General features: G+C 45.4%; 23 protein-coding genes. 16 read left to right on the top strand and 7 right to left on the bottom strand.

Annotated elements, in window-relative coordinates:
- Positions 1-47: 47 nt before the first annotated feature.
- The 3 genes from QBE54_RS09820 to QBE54_RS09810 all read left to right on the top strand — a co-directional run bounded on the left by QBE54_RS09820 (position 48) and on the right by QBE54_RS09810 (position 1,446).
- A complete protein-coding gene (locus QBE54_RS09820; protein ID WP_369019437.1) occupies positions 48-347 on the top strand; it encodes a GIY-YIG nuclease family protein in 300 nt (99 codons plus the stop codon).
- A gap of 390 nt (positions 348-737) precedes the next feature.
- A complete protein-coding gene (locus tag QBE54_RS09815) occupies positions 738-1,025 on the top strand; it encodes a nucleotidyltransferase family protein (protein WP_369018010.1) in 288 nt (95 codons plus the stop codon).
- Positions 1,018-1,446, top strand: a complete 429-nt coding sequence (locus QBE54_RS09810; protein WP_369018009.1) for a DUF86 domain-containing protein — start codon at positions 1,018-1,020, stop codon at positions 1,444-1,446. The genes QBE54_RS09815 and QBE54_RS09810 overlap by 8 nt, the downstream gene beginning before the upstream one ends.
- 680 nt (positions 1,447-2,126) lie before the next feature.
- Here QBE54_RS09810 and QBE54_RS09805 read toward each other — a convergent pair.
- The 4 genes from QBE54_RS09805 to QBE54_RS09790 all read right to left on the bottom strand — a co-directional run bounded on the left by QBE54_RS09805 (position 2,127) and on the right by QBE54_RS09790 (position 3,786).
- Positions 2,127-2,534, bottom strand: coding sequence for an HI0074 family nucleotidyltransferase substrate-binding subunit (locus QBE54_RS09805; protein WP_369018008.1), 408 nt, complete (start codon positions 2,532-2,534; stop codon positions 2,127-2,129).
- Positions 2,501-2,857 (bottom strand): nucleotidyltransferase family protein, encoded by a 357-nt coding sequence (locus QBE54_RS09800; RefSeq protein ID WP_369018007.1) that lies wholly within the window; start codon positions 2,855-2,857, stop codon positions 2,501-2,503. Before QBE54_RS09800 ends, QBE54_RS09805 begins: the two co-directional genes overlap by 34 nt.
- A 190-nt stretch (positions 2,858-3,047) precedes the next feature.
- Positions 3,048-3,443: a HEPN domain-containing protein gene (locus QBE54_RS09795; protein ID WP_369018006.1), complete on the bottom strand. Its 396-nt coding sequence runs from the start codon at positions 3,441-3,443 to the stop codon at positions 3,048-3,050.
- Positions 3,427-3,786 carry a nucleotidyltransferase domain-containing protein gene (locus QBE54_RS09790; protein ID WP_369019436.1) on the bottom strand — a complete coding sequence of 120 codons (360 nt, stop codon included), beginning with the start codon at positions 3,784-3,786 and terminating at the stop codon, positions 3,427-3,429. Before QBE54_RS09790 ends, QBE54_RS09795 begins: the two co-directional genes overlap by 17 nt.
- 733 nt (positions 3,787-4,519) lie before the next feature.
- Here QBE54_RS09790 and QBE54_RS09785 point away from each other — a divergent pair.
- The 3 genes from QBE54_RS09785 (at position 4,520) to QBE54_RS09775 (ending at position 5,360) form a co-directional block, all read left to right on the top strand.
- The gene (locus QBE54_RS09785) at positions 4,520-4,654 is read left to right on the top strand and encodes a hypothetical protein (protein WP_369018005.1); all 135 of its coding nucleotides are present in this window, start codon (positions 4,520-4,522) and stop codon (positions 4,652-4,654) included.
- Positions 4,655-4,740: 86 nt separating this feature from the next.
- A complete protein-coding gene (locus QBE54_RS09780) occupies positions 4,741-5,064 on the top strand; it encodes a nucleotidyltransferase domain-containing protein (RefSeq protein WP_369018004.1) in 324 nt (107 codons plus the stop codon).
- An 11-nt stretch (positions 5,065-5,075) separates the two neighbouring features.
- Positions 5,076-5,360, top strand: a complete 285-nt coding sequence (locus QBE54_RS09775; protein WP_369018003.1) for a HEPN domain-containing protein — start codon at positions 5,076-5,078, stop codon at positions 5,358-5,360.
- A 752-nt stretch (positions 5,361-6,112) separates the two neighbouring features.
- On the opposite strand, the gene QBE54_RS09770 is transcribed toward QBE54_RS09775, so the two are convergent.
- Both QBE54_RS09770 and QBE54_RS09765 read right to left on the bottom strand, forming a co-directional pair.
- On the bottom strand, positions 6,113-6,568 hold the full coding sequence (locus QBE54_RS09770; protein ID WP_369018002.1) for a hypothetical protein: 456 nt from the start codon (positions 6,566-6,568) through the stop codon (positions 6,113-6,115).
- The gene (locus QBE54_RS09765) at positions 6,541-6,915 is read right to left on the bottom strand and encodes a nucleotidyltransferase family protein (RefSeq protein WP_369018001.1); all 375 of its coding nucleotides are present in this window, start codon (positions 6,913-6,915) and stop codon (positions 6,541-6,543) included. The genes QBE54_RS09770 and QBE54_RS09765 overlap by 28 nt, the downstream gene beginning before the upstream one ends.
- A 260-nt stretch (positions 6,916-7,175) precedes the next feature.
- Here QBE54_RS09765 and QBE54_RS09760 point away from each other — a divergent pair, with 260 nt between their 5' ends.
- From QBE54_RS09760 to QBE54_RS09750, 3 genes are read left to right on the top strand one after another with little or no spacing between them, the layout of a single operon-like run.
- Positions 7,176-7,577, top strand: coding sequence for a nucleotidyltransferase domain-containing protein (locus QBE54_RS09760; RefSeq protein WP_369018000.1), 402 nt, complete (start codon positions 7,176-7,178; stop codon positions 7,575-7,577).
- A 44-nt stretch (positions 7,578-7,621) separates the two neighbouring features.
- The gene (locus QBE54_RS09755; RefSeq protein WP_369017999.1) at positions 7,622-8,002 is read left to right on the top strand and encodes a DUF86 domain-containing protein; all 381 of its coding nucleotides are present in this window, start codon (positions 7,622-7,624) and stop codon (positions 8,000-8,002) included.
- A 36-nt stretch (positions 8,003-8,038) separates the two neighbouring features.
- On the top strand, positions 8,039-8,875 hold the full coding sequence (locus tag QBE54_RS09750; protein WP_369017998.1) for a hypothetical protein: 837 nt from the start codon (positions 8,039-8,041) through the stop codon (positions 8,873-8,875).
- Positions 8,876-9,162: 287 nt separating this feature from the next.
- On the opposite strand, the gene QBE54_RS09745 is transcribed toward QBE54_RS09750, so the two are convergent.
- Positions 9,163-9,609, bottom strand: coding sequence for a methylglyoxal synthase (locus QBE54_RS09745; RefSeq protein ID WP_369017997.1), 447 nt, complete (start codon positions 9,607-9,609; stop codon positions 9,163-9,165).
- A gap of 336 nt (positions 9,610-9,945) precedes the next feature.
- On the opposite strand from QBE54_RS09745, the gene QBE54_RS09740 reads away from it, so the two are divergent.
- The 7 genes from QBE54_RS09740 (at position 9,946) to QBE54_RS09710 (ending at position 13,700) form a co-directional block, all read left to right on the top strand.
- Entirely contained in the window at positions 9,946-10,386 is a 441-nt protein-coding gene (locus tag QBE54_RS09740) for a Fur family transcriptional regulator (RefSeq protein WP_369017996.1), read from the top strand.
- 62 nt (positions 10,387-10,448) lie between these two features.
- Positions 10,449-10,691, top strand: coding sequence for a ferrous iron transport protein A (locus tag QBE54_RS09735; protein ID WP_369017995.1), 243 nt, complete (start codon positions 10,449-10,451; stop codon positions 10,689-10,691).
- 56 nt (positions 10,692-10,747) lie between these two features.
- Positions 10,748-12,397, top strand: coding sequence for a FeoB small GTPase domain-containing protein (locus QBE54_RS09730; RefSeq protein WP_369017994.1), 1,650 nt, complete (start codon positions 10,748-10,750; stop codon positions 12,395-12,397).
- A gap of 12 nt (positions 12,398-12,409) precedes the next feature.
- Positions 12,410-12,661: a hypothetical protein gene (locus QBE54_RS09725; RefSeq protein ID WP_369017993.1), complete on the top strand. Its 252-nt coding sequence runs from the start codon at positions 12,410-12,412 to the stop codon at positions 12,659-12,661.
- Between the two features lie 24 nt (positions 12,662-12,685).
- Complete coding sequence (locus tag QBE54_RS09720; RefSeq protein ID WP_369017992.1) at positions 12,686-12,871, top strand: hypothetical protein; 186 nt, start codon at positions 12,686-12,688, stop codon at positions 12,869-12,871.
- Positions 12,872-12,887: 16 nt separating this feature from the next.
- On the top strand, positions 12,888-13,106 hold the full coding sequence (locus QBE54_RS09715; RefSeq protein WP_369017991.1) for a DUF5320 domain-containing protein: 219 nt from the start codon (positions 12,888-12,890) through the stop codon (positions 13,104-13,106).
- Positions 13,107-13,175: 69 nt separating this feature from the next.
- Positions 13,176-13,700, top strand: a complete 525-nt coding sequence (locus tag QBE54_RS09710) for a NifB/NifX family molybdenum-iron cluster-binding protein (RefSeq protein WP_369017990.1) — start codon at positions 13,176-13,178, stop codon at positions 13,698-13,700.
- The last annotated feature ends 19 nt before the right edge of the window (positions 13,701-13,719 follow it).

Here is a 13,719-nt window from a genome sequence, read left to right as displayed (position 1 = left end):
GTTTGGGAGCCTTTCTTTTGCTATTCTCTATTGCTATCATAAAAACCATGTCGGGACAGAGAGAGTACTACGTTTACATTCTCACTAATAAAAGCAACCAGGTTCTTTACATTGGAGTGACCAACAACCTGCAGCGCAGAATATACGAGCACAAAAAGGGCCTTATAGAGGGCTTTTCGAAACGCTATAACCTGAAGAAGCTGGTTTACTATGAAGTTGCCCCCAGTGTCAGAGAGGCCATCGCAAGGGAGAAGCAACTCAAGAACTGGCACCGTCAATGGAAGATTAACCTGATTACCCGGAGTAACCCCCAATGGAAGGACCTGAGCATAGACTTTTTCCGGTGAGACCCTGAAACAGTGAGACCCTGAAACAAGTTCAGGGTGACAAATTCTTCGAATTTGTCAGTTCAGGGTGACGGCTCCACCGTCGGTTCGGGGTGGTGTCGAAAAAAACGACACCGATTCAGGGCGACACCGACAAAACCGGTGTCGGTTCGGGGCGGTGTCGATAAGGGCGGTGCTGATTCGGGGTAGTGGCAAAAAGCCGATGCCGGTTCAGTGTGAGGGATTTTTGAGGTCCTAAACCATGGGATCCTGAAAATAACTAAACCTCGCCGTGCTCCTTTGGTTTGAGAGAAAGGTGAGTTTTAGCCCCGAATTCTTTCCATTTTTCGGGTTATGCTTGACAGAGCTCAAAGAGTATGCCTACCATGGTAAAGAAAGGAGGCGAGGGATGTGGAACAGGAAATCATCGACAGATTAAAAGCACTCAAACCGGGTTTGCAGAAACTTTTTGGAATTACCGAGTTGGCTATTTTTGGCTCCTATGCCCGGGGCGAAGATAAAAGCACCAGTGATATTGATATTGTGATCCTGAAAATGGAAAGGAAAAACGGGTTGGTTATTGCCAGGGCCAAACGATACTTGAGTGAACAGTTGGGGAAAGAAGTCGATATTGGACTCTATGATTCGTTAAGGCCATTTGTCAGAAGAAGGGTTGAGAGAGAGCTGATCCATGTCTAAGAGATATTGGGAGCTTTTTCTTTTTGACATTTTGGTTGCCATCTTGAAAATTAAGGAAGTAGCCAAAAACTTTAAAGATGCGGAAGAACTCAAACGTAATTTCGTAGCTTGGGATAGTGTTATAAGAGAATTCGAGATTATTGGGGAGGCTACTGGGAAGTTGATTAAAGCCGGGGTTTTGCCCGGAGAGTATCAGGAAATCGTTGATTTCAGGAACCTTTTGATTCATCATTACTTTGGAATCGATGCTGAAGAAGTTTGGAATGTGATCCAGAGCGATCTGGATGATTTTGCTGAAGTTATTACTCATCGGATTGCAGCCCTTAATAGTACCCTCAAGCAAGAAATTATTCAGGACCTGATTGAAGAAAACCAGCATCTCCATTTTGTGATTGAATTCTTGAAAAAACTGTCAACCTAAAGATTTTCCAAATAGTCCTTATCCTTGCAGGTATCGAATTCTGCCTTAATTATTTTTAAATTACGTCAGCACTTTTACTCATACATTGCATTTCTGATGTTTTCCAGCTTTAGATCTTTTTACCTTATGCCGCGACTGTCTTAAATTCTTTTCCTATATTGTCCTGCACGCTAGGTTATTATCAATGAAATTTCTGGAGCAATAAGATGCTACGATGAGGGATTCTGAAATAGAGAGACTCCGAAACGAGGAGACCCTAAAGTCCGTCATTCCGAACTTGTTTCGGAATCTCAGGTGTTTAGATTAAACAAGGAGATGGTGAAACTATGAGATGCTGAAATAAGGGGATGCTGAAACAAGGAGATGCTGAAATAGAAATAGACCCTGAAATCATGGGATGCTGAAATAAAGAGATCCCGAAACAGACCCTGAAATAATGAGACCCTGAAACAGAGAGACCCCGAAACAACAATGAGATCCTGAAACAAGTTCAGGATGACAAAAGCGGAGCTTTTGTCAGTTCGGGGTGACAGCTTCGCTGCCAGTTCAGCATTTGGTGCGCGTTTTTACATCTCCCAGTATACATTCTACTATCCACCACAGAAGAATCAAACGGTTGAGCACTTTCGGTTGATTGCTGGTCAGGATGTTCTTTTAAAGACAATGGGATTTTTTTATTTTTAGGGTGTCTCTTCGAGAATGTGAATGATTTTTGCTGTGATTTCCAGGTACTGCTTGAGCCGGGAAAATATCTCTTCGGCAACTCTTTCCCGGTAGGTGTGAGCGGTAGCATTGCGGTCTTCGATCATCTGAAAGAGGAGAGCCATGTCGGCTTCTGTGAGATACCCCAGAGAGAAAAATTCTCGAAAGGAAGACCGTGGCGATTTTGGAGAAAGCCCTTCTCGCTCAAGATAAACCTTGATGGTTTTCCACAGGATTTCAAAGGTGAACCCAAAGCGTTGAATAGCTGAATCTCTGAAATAGGGATAATCTTCGCTTGCTATGTTTTCCTGGGTTTTGCTTACTGCTTCCTGGAGGCGTTTCCAGGCGTTTTTCAGGTCTTGGAGGTACAATCGGTGTCGATCCACAGGATCCCCTCTTTTTTGATGATTTCCTGCAAGCGCTGGTCGGCTTTTCTGTATTCCAGAAGATCGACCTTGTAGGGTAAGTTTGATTCTTCGAGGTAATCTCGAAGGAGGGCAAGGTCCATTGACAGGTCTTCGCTGGATACAAGGGCAAGGTCGATATCAGAAAAAGGAGTACCAGTACCCCTTGCCCGGGAACCAAAAAGGTAAACACGCACCTTTTTGCCCAGAAAGTACTCCTGCAAAAACTCTCGCAAATCATCAATGGTAGGCATTTTCTTTTTGAAGATGTTTGATTTTTTCCACTGTTCTTCGGTTTTTCTCATCTTCTGAGCCCTTCCTCTTCCTTTCAATTGTATCACAGTGGGTGAGGCTATTTTTTTTGGGCGTTGGGTTGGCGGTTTAAAGGTTTGTTCTTACAGCTGTTTTTGAGAGATTGAGTTTGTTTTATGTTACGCCCTGAATGATGGGGGCTTTTTAATAATGTGGGTTACCAATACCCCCCCATGCTATGCCTTAATGATTTTCTCCAAGGATTTGCTGAGTCCAGTCCATAACTGTTTTTGCAATTTTCACAGCTTTTTGGGCATCTTCCTCGGTTGGTTGTCCATGGGGTAAAAGACCAATATCAGGTGGATAGCGAAACCGATACACGCGATTCAGGAAGTCCAGTTCTGAAAGCTTAACAGGCAGGCACATACCACACGCCTCGAGCTCGCTACTTATTTCCAGAAGGTTGTGAATTCGCCGGATTTTTGCGCCCTTCTCAAGGAGGATGGCTTTGAATCCTTTTTCTACGGCTTGCTGGGCGTGGAAGCAGGTTTGGCGATATATCCCCATTTCAAAGGCCTTCTGGGCCATGATTAAATCTTCAAGGGCATAGGATAGCCACGTTTCAGTGATTTTTTTCATAAAGGACTTTGCCGTGTTCGAGGATATCTTCGATAAACTGACTTCCTTCTTTTCTTAAATACTCGATTTCTTCCGGGGTATATACGAAGATGTCCAAAGCAATCCGGGGATAACCAAGTAATGCCATAACTTCCATTACTCTTTCCAGGGGTCTTTTATCGCTTTTTTTGACGAGTAAAAGGTCGATGTCGCTTTCTTCTTTCACTTTGTCGCTTGCCAGCGAGCCAAAAAGAATTATTTTCTCTGGCTGGTAATTTTCAATCAAAACACTCACTATTTTTTGTAGCTCTTCGGTGAGGAGCTTTTTTCTTTTTTGAACAACCTCGAACTCAAGTTTTTCCATCGGCAACCCAGGTACAGGGCTTGATTTTCTACCCGCAACAGTTAACCTCGAGTTCATTATATCATAGCAGGTGTGCTATTTTTTCTGGTTGCTGGGGTTGGCGGAGAGGGGATTTTCTGAAAGAAGGCAATGAGACCCCTGAAGCAAGGAGATGCTGAAACAGGAAAGAGACCCTGAAATAAATTCAGGGTGACAGAAGCTACGCTTCTGTCAGTTCAGTGTGACGGCTTTTGAGATGCCGAAACAGGGGGACCCTGAAACAACAAGGAGGTCCTAAAGTCCGTCATTCCGAACTGACAAATCCAGAGGATTTGTCATCCCGAACTTGTTTCGGGATCTCGGTTTTTTCGGAATCTCAGGTGTTTAGATTAAACAAGGAGATCCTGAAACTATGAGATGCTGAAATAAGGGGATGCTGAAATAAGGAGATGCTGAAATAGAAATAGACCCTGAAATAACAATGAGATGCTGAAACAAAAAATAGACCCTGAAATAAATTCAGGGCGGTGTCGGAAAGGCCGACACCGATTCAGGGCGGCAACGAAGAAAACCGGTATCGGTTCGGGAAGGTGTCGATAAAGCCGTTGCCGGTTTAGCGTGGCGGTTTCACTACCGATTCAGCATTTTGGTGTGCGTTTTTGCACCTCCTGATATACATTCTAATATCTACTATGGGAAGGATAAGACGATTGAAAGGTTTCAACTGGCTGCCGGTTGGAACTTCCCTTCAAGAATGGCAAAGCCTTTTTGTTCCTGGAAGGCTTGTGGTAAGCGTGAATTGCTTAACGACCTCCGCATAGAACCTTGTTATCCTGCCGATTTCGGGCTTTTGCCGGAAGATGTATCTGCAGGCCTGGAAAAGTGGTAGTAACTTTTGGGAAGTGCGTTTTTAGGTAGTGTTTGTGGTACAATGATTCCGAATTAATTGTCCATTGATTACTTTGAGGTACTTCTGTGAGTGCAGTTTTGGCAAAGGCGAAAGCCATTATTAAAGAGGAAGTAGAAAAAGCAGGTTTGCGTTTGCGGCGGGTTCTTCTTTTTGGAAGCCGTGCTCGAGGTGAGGCTCACCCGGATAGCGACTGGGATTTTCTGGTAATTGTGGATCGCACCCCTGAAAGAACTACTCGTATTCGCTTGGAAACACGCATCGGAATACGCCTGGTTCTGGAGCGACTGCCGTCTGATGTACTCATTCTTTCTGAAGATCAGTTTGCCAGGCAAAAAAAGGATGTAGGATGCATTGCTTACTATGCGGCGAAGGAGAGCATTACCCTTTGAGGAGCGAAAGCGTGCGGGCGTGGATCTTAAAAGCTGAAAGCGACCTGAAAGTGGCCCAAGATGAGTTAGTTACTAAAAATCCAGCTACTGATGCTATCTGTTTTCATAGTGAGCAGTGTGCTGAAAAGTACTTCAAAACTTTCTTAGTTTATTGCAACAAGGAGATTCCTCGTACTCATAATATTGCTGAATTGATTTACCGTTGTGCAGAGATCGAACCAGAGTTTCAGAGTCTTTTGGACACCGATGTTCCTTTTCTTACTGCCTATGCAGTAGCTATGCGCTACCCCGGATAAGAACTCTTTCCTCCCCTTGAGGAGGCACGCAGGGCGATAAAATTAGCAGAAGAAGTCAAGGCTTTCGTTCTGAAGGCTTTGACCCAAAGGGGTTTTTCTCTGAAAAGCGACTTAGCGTAACTTGACGATCAAAGGGCAGAAAAGCCTGAAATGGGAGACCCTTGAAGGATGAATCATTAAATTAGCGGGTTCTGATGAAATAAAGTATGCCGAGTCCTATCATTCCCAACTGACAAATCCAGAGGATTTGTCATCCCAGGTTTATCGCTGCTTCACAGTGGTCATTCCGAACTGGTGAATCCAAAGGATTTACCATCCTGAATTGGTGAATCCAAAGGATTTACCATCCTGAATTTATTTCAGGATCTCAGGATTTCGGGATCTCTTGTTTCGGAATCTCGGGGTTTGAGTTAAACAGTGAGATGCTGAAACAAGAAATAGATGCTGAAATAACAAGGAAACCCTGAAATAGACCCTGAAACTGTGGGATGCCGAAACAAAGAGATCCTGAAACAAAGAGATCCTGAAACAAAGAGATCCTGAAACAAAGAAATGCTGAAACTATGGGATCCTGAAACAAAAGGAGACCCTAAAGTCCTTCAATCCCAAGTGACTTGGTATTCGGGGTTAGGTCTTTACTTTTTGTGTTTTTGTGGAGATGTAGGCTTATATGGAATAGGCCCTGAAAGAGATTTGGTGGATGAAGTAGGGGGTTCGCAACGGAGCCGTGATATATGAAACGCCAGAAAGTATTATTGGAGTTTGGAAAGAAAGTTTTCAAGTTCAGGCTTAAAGGTTTCCTTGAGCTTCAGAGCGTCTTCAAGAACTAAAGATACCTTGCGCTCATCTAATTCGTAACTGTAGGCGTGTCTGAAGAAATGCCTGAACCCTCGCAAGCTGTTAAGCAATTTGAAGCTTTCCTCAGAAATCAAAGCAGGCCTTACTCCCTCAATTTCCATTTTCATCCTTTTGGGAAGTTCAGTATGGTATGTTGACGGTTCTTCAATGTTGTTTTCGAAGAATCCGGCTACTATTTTAAAAAGGTCTTCGTAAGCGCAATACAGGTTGTGCAGTTGATAGGCGAGGCTTTCAAGTGCATGTATTCCTCTTTTTCTCTTTCTTTCTTCGATACGTTTGTATATCTTTACAATTTCATTCCACTGATTCATAAGTTCTGATTTCAGGATTGCGAATTTCCCTTCTTCCACCGTATTCCCTCCGTTTTCACTTTGTTCTCGAGCCTGTGGCCTTCAAGCTGTATGACGTCTACCTCTCTTTCAAGCTCCAGAGAAAGGTAAGAGATCATTTTGAAGAAGTCTTCATCTTTGAGGCCGTAAAACCCTATATCGATATCAGAGTCTTTTTTGAAACGCCCCGGTTTGGTGAGAGAGCCGAAAATGTAGGCTTCATCGAACTTTATCTGAGTGGCAACTTTTTCCAACGCTTCCTCGACCTTTTTCAAAGTGCTCATTCGCAAGCGTTCCAGCTCTTCTTTTCTGATTTTGAGATATTTTTCCAGTATCTGAAACTGGAAACCCGGGGATTGCTTTTTCACCGTGCTTTCTCTCTTTGCAGATGAATTTCAGTTTATGCCCTTCAATTCATTATATTACACTTTACGTTGGTGTGAGGCTTTGATTTTTGGTTTTGTGAACATGGATGGTTTTCTGCAAGAAGCTGATGCGGTCCAAAGCATCTGAAAACCCGCACGGTACTTTCATCGTGTATAATAGATTTGCCCGGTGCTAAGGTGATGGGAGAGGCTTGAGAGAACCGTTTTGGCGTAGAGAGAATAAGAGGTGGGGGATAGGGTGCATGGGTAAAGAGCTTGTGAAGAGCTTTGAAAAATTAATCCCAGTTTTTGAAAGTTATCCGGAAATAAAACTGGTGTATCTTTTTGGCTCCAGAGCAACGGGAAAACATTCTCCTTTGAGCGACTACGACCTTGCCGTTTACCTGGACACAGATAGTTTCAAGCGCATGCACGATATCAGGTTTGAGCTATATGATCGGATAGGGCGTATTTTGAAGGAGGACAACGTGGATATTGTTATCCTGAATCTGGTGGAGTCGCCCGAATTCAAGTATTTAATCATCAAGGAGGGTAAGTTAATTTTTGAGAGAGAGCCCTACAAGGTGCTTGTTGAGCCAGGGATTCTCAATGAGTACTTTGATTTCCAGATGCTTCTCCGCCGCTATGGGCTGACTAGAACCTGACCATTAGCAATCTCCAGGTTATAGAAAATAAAAAGAGTGCCGTTTTGAAATACCTGGGAATACTGGAGCGTTACAAAAAATACTCCCGCCAGGAGATAGAGAGCGATGTTGATATACGCGGTGCTTTAGAAAGATATCTTTACCTTGCAATTCAGGCAACAATAGATCTGGCAGAGGCTATCGTTGCCTATAAAGGTTTGCGAAAACCTGCTACGATGAGCGAGTCTTTTTGTATTTTGAGTGAGGAGGGAGTAGTTGCTGCGGACCTCACCAGAGAACTGGCTAAAATGGTAGGTTTTAGGAACGTAATTGCCTGTGATTGCCAGGATTTAGATTATGGCATTGTGCTTGATGTTTTGCATAACAGATTGAAGGACATTAAAAATTTTCTAAATGAAGTTTCTAACGCAATGGGCATCAGGTAGGGGTGTTGCTTGCCAATTCCCCTTATTTTTGCTTAAATGAAAGCCATGCAGAGCGGAAGAGAGCGGTTTAAAGTAACCCCGGACGTAAGGCGGGAGATAGAGAAAATAGTGGATGAACGAGTAAGAGAAACCCAGGTGACCAGAGAAGACTTCTCTGAGTTGAAGGGTATTGTTGCTGAGTTAGCTCAGGCGCAAAGAGAGCTTGTCGAAGCCCAGAAAAGAACTGAGGCAAGGTTAGATGGTCTTACTGTGAAGGTTGAAGAGCTTGCTGAGGCGCAGAGAAAAACCGAAACAAGATTGGACAGTCTTACTGTGAGAATGGAAGAACTTGCTGAAGCACAAAAGAGAACTGAACAAAGAGTTGAGGAGCTTGCCGAAGCTCAGAAAAGAACCGAACAAAAAGTTGAAGAACTTGCTGAAGCTCAGAGAAGAACTGAAGAAGAAGTACGCACTCTGGCTGTGGGCTTGAAGCGCACTCGGGAAGACCTGGGAGGTTTATCCCGGAGCTTCAGTTATGCCTTTGAAAACGAAGCCTACCGCATGCTTCCCAAATTGTTAGAAGAGAAGTATGGTATTCGACTCAAGGAGAAGATGGTTCGAACTGATATAGGCAATCAGGAAGTGAACTTCTTAGCCCGAGCTGAGAAAGAGGGTAGAGAAGTCTACTTAGTAGGAGAAGCCAAACTGAGACTTGATGATGGAAAAAAGAGAAAAGATGTCTGGAAAGAGTTAGAAGAGAAAGTGAAAGCTGTAAAGGAAGAATATGGAGAAGTAGAAGTAGTTCCTTTCCTGGTCACCCACTTTGCAACCAAAGGTTTCCTGAGGCAGGCTAAAGATCGGGGCATCATTGTGGTGCAGAGCTTTGAGTGGTAGGTTTGAGGTGGCTTTTTCTTCGTCGTCATTAGTGAAGTATCTGAGCAGAAAATTGGTATCCAGGAGTTTCATTTTTAACTATTCACCTGTTACTTCTTGAGTTACTGCTTTTTACACAGTTTTCCTTATCTCTTTAAAGTTTTCGGGTTTCTTTCCAGCTCGCACCTTACCAAAATTTTCCTCTATTTTTGGAGGCATCGGGTGAAGTTTTACTCTTCCATTTTCTCTTACCTCAAATTTCACCTGGTCTCCAGGTTGAAGGCCCAGGACAAAGGTTGTCGGTGATTTTAATGCACTTTTGCTCTGGGGATGAAGCGGGGATATTCTTCATACATTAGGGGAGAAGAGATTATAAAATCGGCTGATGCCCGATTGCAGGCAACGAGTATGTTCCACAGAACCGCTATTCGCAATAGAGCTTTTACATCCGGGTCGTGGGGAAGGGGTTCCAGGGGATCCCAGAAGAAAATAAGGAGATCTATTTCTTGATCAACAATTTTAGCTCCAATTTGCTGGTCTCCTCCCCAGGGTCCGCTCTGGAATTTGTGTATGGGAAGGTCAAGCTCTCTTTCCAGAAGAGCTCCTGTAGAGCCCGTTGCATAAAGGGTGTGTTCACTTAAGAGACCGCGATTGAATTTTGCCCATTCCAGAAGGTCAGATTTTCGGTGATCATGAGCTACCAGCGCTATTCGCTTCTTTTTGGGAACATTGATTATTTCGCATTTTTCGTGCATTGTTTTTCCTCCTGCTGATTTTTTCTGATAAAGCTTAGGCGAAGTTTTTAAACGTGAATTAAAACCTGGATTAAAATTTTTTAGCTCAGAAAATCTGGTGTGCTGGATCCCTGCTTGTCCAGAAGCTGGCAAGTGAGCTTGCTTGGGGAATTGCATTGTAAAGAAAGCAAGCCATGGATTTGGTTTGAAGATGAGCTGTCGAGGGTGCAACTTTTATTTTTTCTGCAATAAAACCTCTGGATCTTTGCACTGCTTGCTGACCTTTTCACTGCTCTTGACCTTTTGGTGTATAATAGTATTGCAAATGATAATCAATCTCATTTTAAGGGTGCGTTTATGGTGAAACGGAAGTGGAAAGAAATATTCCACAGTTTTGACAAGCGACCAACTCCTTCCCGGTGTGCCATTCTGGAAGTATTTGAGGAAGGGAAGCGGCATCTTTCTGCGGAAGAAGTGTACGAACAGCTGAGGCGGAAAAACAAGAAAGTAGGTATTGCTACTGTTTATCGCAACCTGGACTTGCTTTCCCGGATGGGGATTTTGCGCAGGGTAAATTTTGGTGATGGGAGGGAGCACTATGAACTGGTGCAACCTTCGGAAACCCATCACCATCATTTAGTATGTGTTAACTGTGGGAGGGTCATCGACTATAGCGAGCTTATGGATGAGGAGAGAGAATTTCTGGACCGTTTAGAAAAAGAACTCGAGAAAAAGCATAATTTCCGGATTCAGTCCCATCAGGTTTACTTTTACGGGTTGTGCAAGAACTGTCAATAGTTTTTGTGGTATTTAATTGATAATGATTATCAATATTAATAAAAGAAAAGGAGTGCCCTGTTTTGGAAGGACACGTAATTTCTTTGGCCGATATGAAGCCCGGCCAGAGAGGAGAAATCGTCCAGATTCTGGGTGGTAGAGGGATGGTGAGAAGATTATGGGTTTTGGGTGTTGTTCCCGGGAAAAAAGTGGAAAAGGTGAGCTCCTTGTTAGCCAGTGGGCCGGTGGTGATACGCCTGGGCCAGCAGGAAATCGCTCTGGGCAGAGGAGTGGCCCAGAAAATTCTGGTAAAGGTGAGCGGCTGAAAAAGATTGTCCTTGCTGGTAACCCTAATGTGGGGAAAAGCGTACTTTTTACCAGGTTGAGTGGTGTTTACGCTTTTTCTTCCAACTATCCTGGCACTACGGTTGATTTTCTGAAAAGCAGAGTCAAAAAGAACGGAGAATGGTACGAACTCATCGATGCTCCCGGGACATACTCTCTTAAAGAAGAAGCTGAGGCTGAGCGGATTGCAGCCCGGCTGGTGGAAGAAGCAGACCTGGTTATCAATGTGGTGGACGCTACCAACCTGGAGCGTAACCTATATCTCACTTTTGAGCTGGCCGAAAAGCAAAAACCCATGATTGTGGCGCTCAATATGTGGGATGAGGCGAAGAAAAAGGGCGTAGAAATCGATGTGAAAGCCCTAAGTGTTCTTTTAGGAGTTCCAGTTATTCCCATCGTTGCCACTACCGGTGAGGGTATTAAGGAACTCATGGATATTCTGCCTGCAGCGAGAGTGCCCCGTCCAGTGTCTCCCGATCATGAACGGCGCTGGGAGGAGATTGGCGAGATCATAGAACGGGTTCAGCGTTTTTCCTACCGCAGACCGGGGTGGCGTGAGTTTCTCCAGAAAATCACCGTTTTACCAGTGAGCGGCACCCTGATAGGTCTGGGAGTTATTGCAGGCATGTTTTTCTTAGTGCGCGCAATTGGCGAGGGCATTATTGCCTATATTACCGAGCCCCTTTTCAACAGTTTGTATTTGCCATTGCTTGAGAAATTGAGTGCGGTGCTTTCCGGACATCCTTTCTGGCACAGCGTTTTGATTGGCAAGCTGATCGACGGCCAGATCGATTTTGAGCTTTCTTTTGGCTTGCTCACCAGTGGTCTTTATATCCCTTTAGGCGTGGTTTTCCCGTATATCCTGGCTTTTTACTTCCTGCTCAGTCTGCTTGAGGACGTGGGATACTTGCCTCGGCTGGCAGTTATCCTGGACGGCTTTTTGCACCGTCTGGGTTTGCACGGTTATTCGGTAATCCCTGCTCTTTTAGGCCTGGGGTGCAATGTTCCGGGAGTTATGGCCACCCGGGTTCTGGAAAGTGAGCAAGAGCGCTTCATCATGGCTACTCTGATTTCCATTGCTGTGCCCTGTTCGGCTCAGCAGGCATTGATTGTGGGGGTTCTGGCTTCTTACGGTGTGGCTCCCATTCTGATTGTCTATGGTACTCTGGCCCTGGTGGGTCTCACTGTGGCCCTGCTTTTGAAGTACCTGGTGCCAGGTGCCCGCCCTGCTCTCATTTGCGAAATGCCGCCCTATCGCCTGCCTTTCCCCAGTGCTTTATTTTCCAAGCTCTGGATACGCCTGAGGGGATTCCTGATAGATGCTCTTCCTGTCATGCTTGTGGGTATTGCGGGTTTGAACCTGCTTTTTTTGACAAACCTGTTTCCCCTGTTTGCCCAGGTAGTGAGTCCCTGGTTGGCTCGGGCGCTGGGGCTTCCTCGCGAAGCGATACTGATTATCATTATGGGTTTTTTGCGCAAGGATATGGCAATGGGCATGCTTTTACCTTTGGGCCTTTCAGCAAAACAGCTGGTTATCTCCAGCGTGGTTTTGAGCATGTTTTTCCCCTGTATCGCCACCTTTGTGGTCTTTTTGAAGGAGCTGGGTTGGAAGAGACTGTTGCAGGGAGCTTTGATAATGCTGGTTTCATCTTTTATAGTGGGAAGTTTGCTTAACTTTATCTTATAGGGGGTGAGTACTGTGCCATTTGGAAGAGGCTTTGGAGGAAGATTTGCTGGTGTCTGGGGTGGTTCCTATCCCGGGTTTGGCTGGTATGGTCGGGGAAGGGGCAATCCCTATCCTTTCTGCCGTAACTTCCCCTGGTTACCCCGTGGGTGGTGGGCTATGCCCTACGCAGGGTATGGGGCATATCCTTATGCGGGGTACTACAGGACATATCCCTTCCCGTATCCACCTTACGGTGGCCGTTTTTACCCGTATTTTCCCTTTTAGGAGGTTTTAAAGGGAGGTGTTAGCATGGGCTACCGCTGGATGTACTATTTGACCGGTCTTCCTGGATGGATGCGCTGGGGTTTTGGTCCGGGGTGGAACTGGGTAAACCCCTGGTGGCTGGGCTACAGTTTCCCGGGCTTTGCCCCCTATCCTTTCAGTTACTGGGCTCCGCTATATCCGTGGTACGGCCCGCAGGTGTGGTGGTGGTAAAAGGAGGTGATGAGCCATGAGAAGAAGATACACTCCAGGTTGGGGAGGCTATGGAGCTTTCTGGGGAGGATGGCCTCCTTACTGGGGGATGACTCCTCCCTGGGGTTTTTCGCCTTTTGGAATGCCACCGGAAGCAGAACTGGAGATGCTTAAAGCGCAGGCAGAAGCTATAAAACAACAGCTGGAATTTATTGAGCAGCGAATTAAGGAGCTGGAGGAGGAGTTGAAGGAATAAGTCGAGATTCTCCTCTGGCTGTACCCCCTGCGCACAGCCAGAGGAGAATCAAAAAAGGAGGTGATCCGGATGAAGGTTGCAGTAAGCGCTACAGGAGACTCTCTGGATTCCCAGGTAGATCCCCGCCTGGGGAGGGCGAGGTTCTTCATAGTTTATGACCTGGACAAGGATTCCTTCCGGGCGGTAGAGAATAGTTTTGCTCAGGCCTCTTCGGGGGCTGGCATTCAGGTTGCTACTTTTCTGGCCAATGAAGGCGTTGAAGCAGTGATTACTGGCAACGTTGGCCCCAACGCTTGGCGGGTTTTTCAGGAAGCCGGTATCAAAGTTTACTCTGGAATATCACAGGTGACGGTACGGGAAGCGATCCAGGCTTTTCGAGAGGGTAAACTTTCTCCTCTTCAAGGCCCCAGCGTGGGTGCTCATTTTGGCATGGGTGGAAACTTTGCACCCCCCGAAGATGTTCCTTTGGGGAAAGGCCCCAGCAGGGGTTTGGACGGAGATCTCGAGGAGCTTCGGAAGGAAGTGAACTCCCTCAAAGAGAGGGTTGAGGCAGTTGAGAGAAAAATCGAGCAGCTAAGAAAAGGTGGTGAGTAAAGTGATGAGGCCTGGTGGT

The sequence above is a fragment of the Thermatribacter velox genome (assembly GCF_038396615.1).
In the GTDB taxonomy this organism is placed as follows: Bacteria; Atribacterota; Atribacteria; order Atribacterales; family Thermatribacteraceae; genus Thermatribacter; species Thermatribacter velox.
This window is presented reverse-complemented; position numbering and strand designations above follow the sequence as displayed.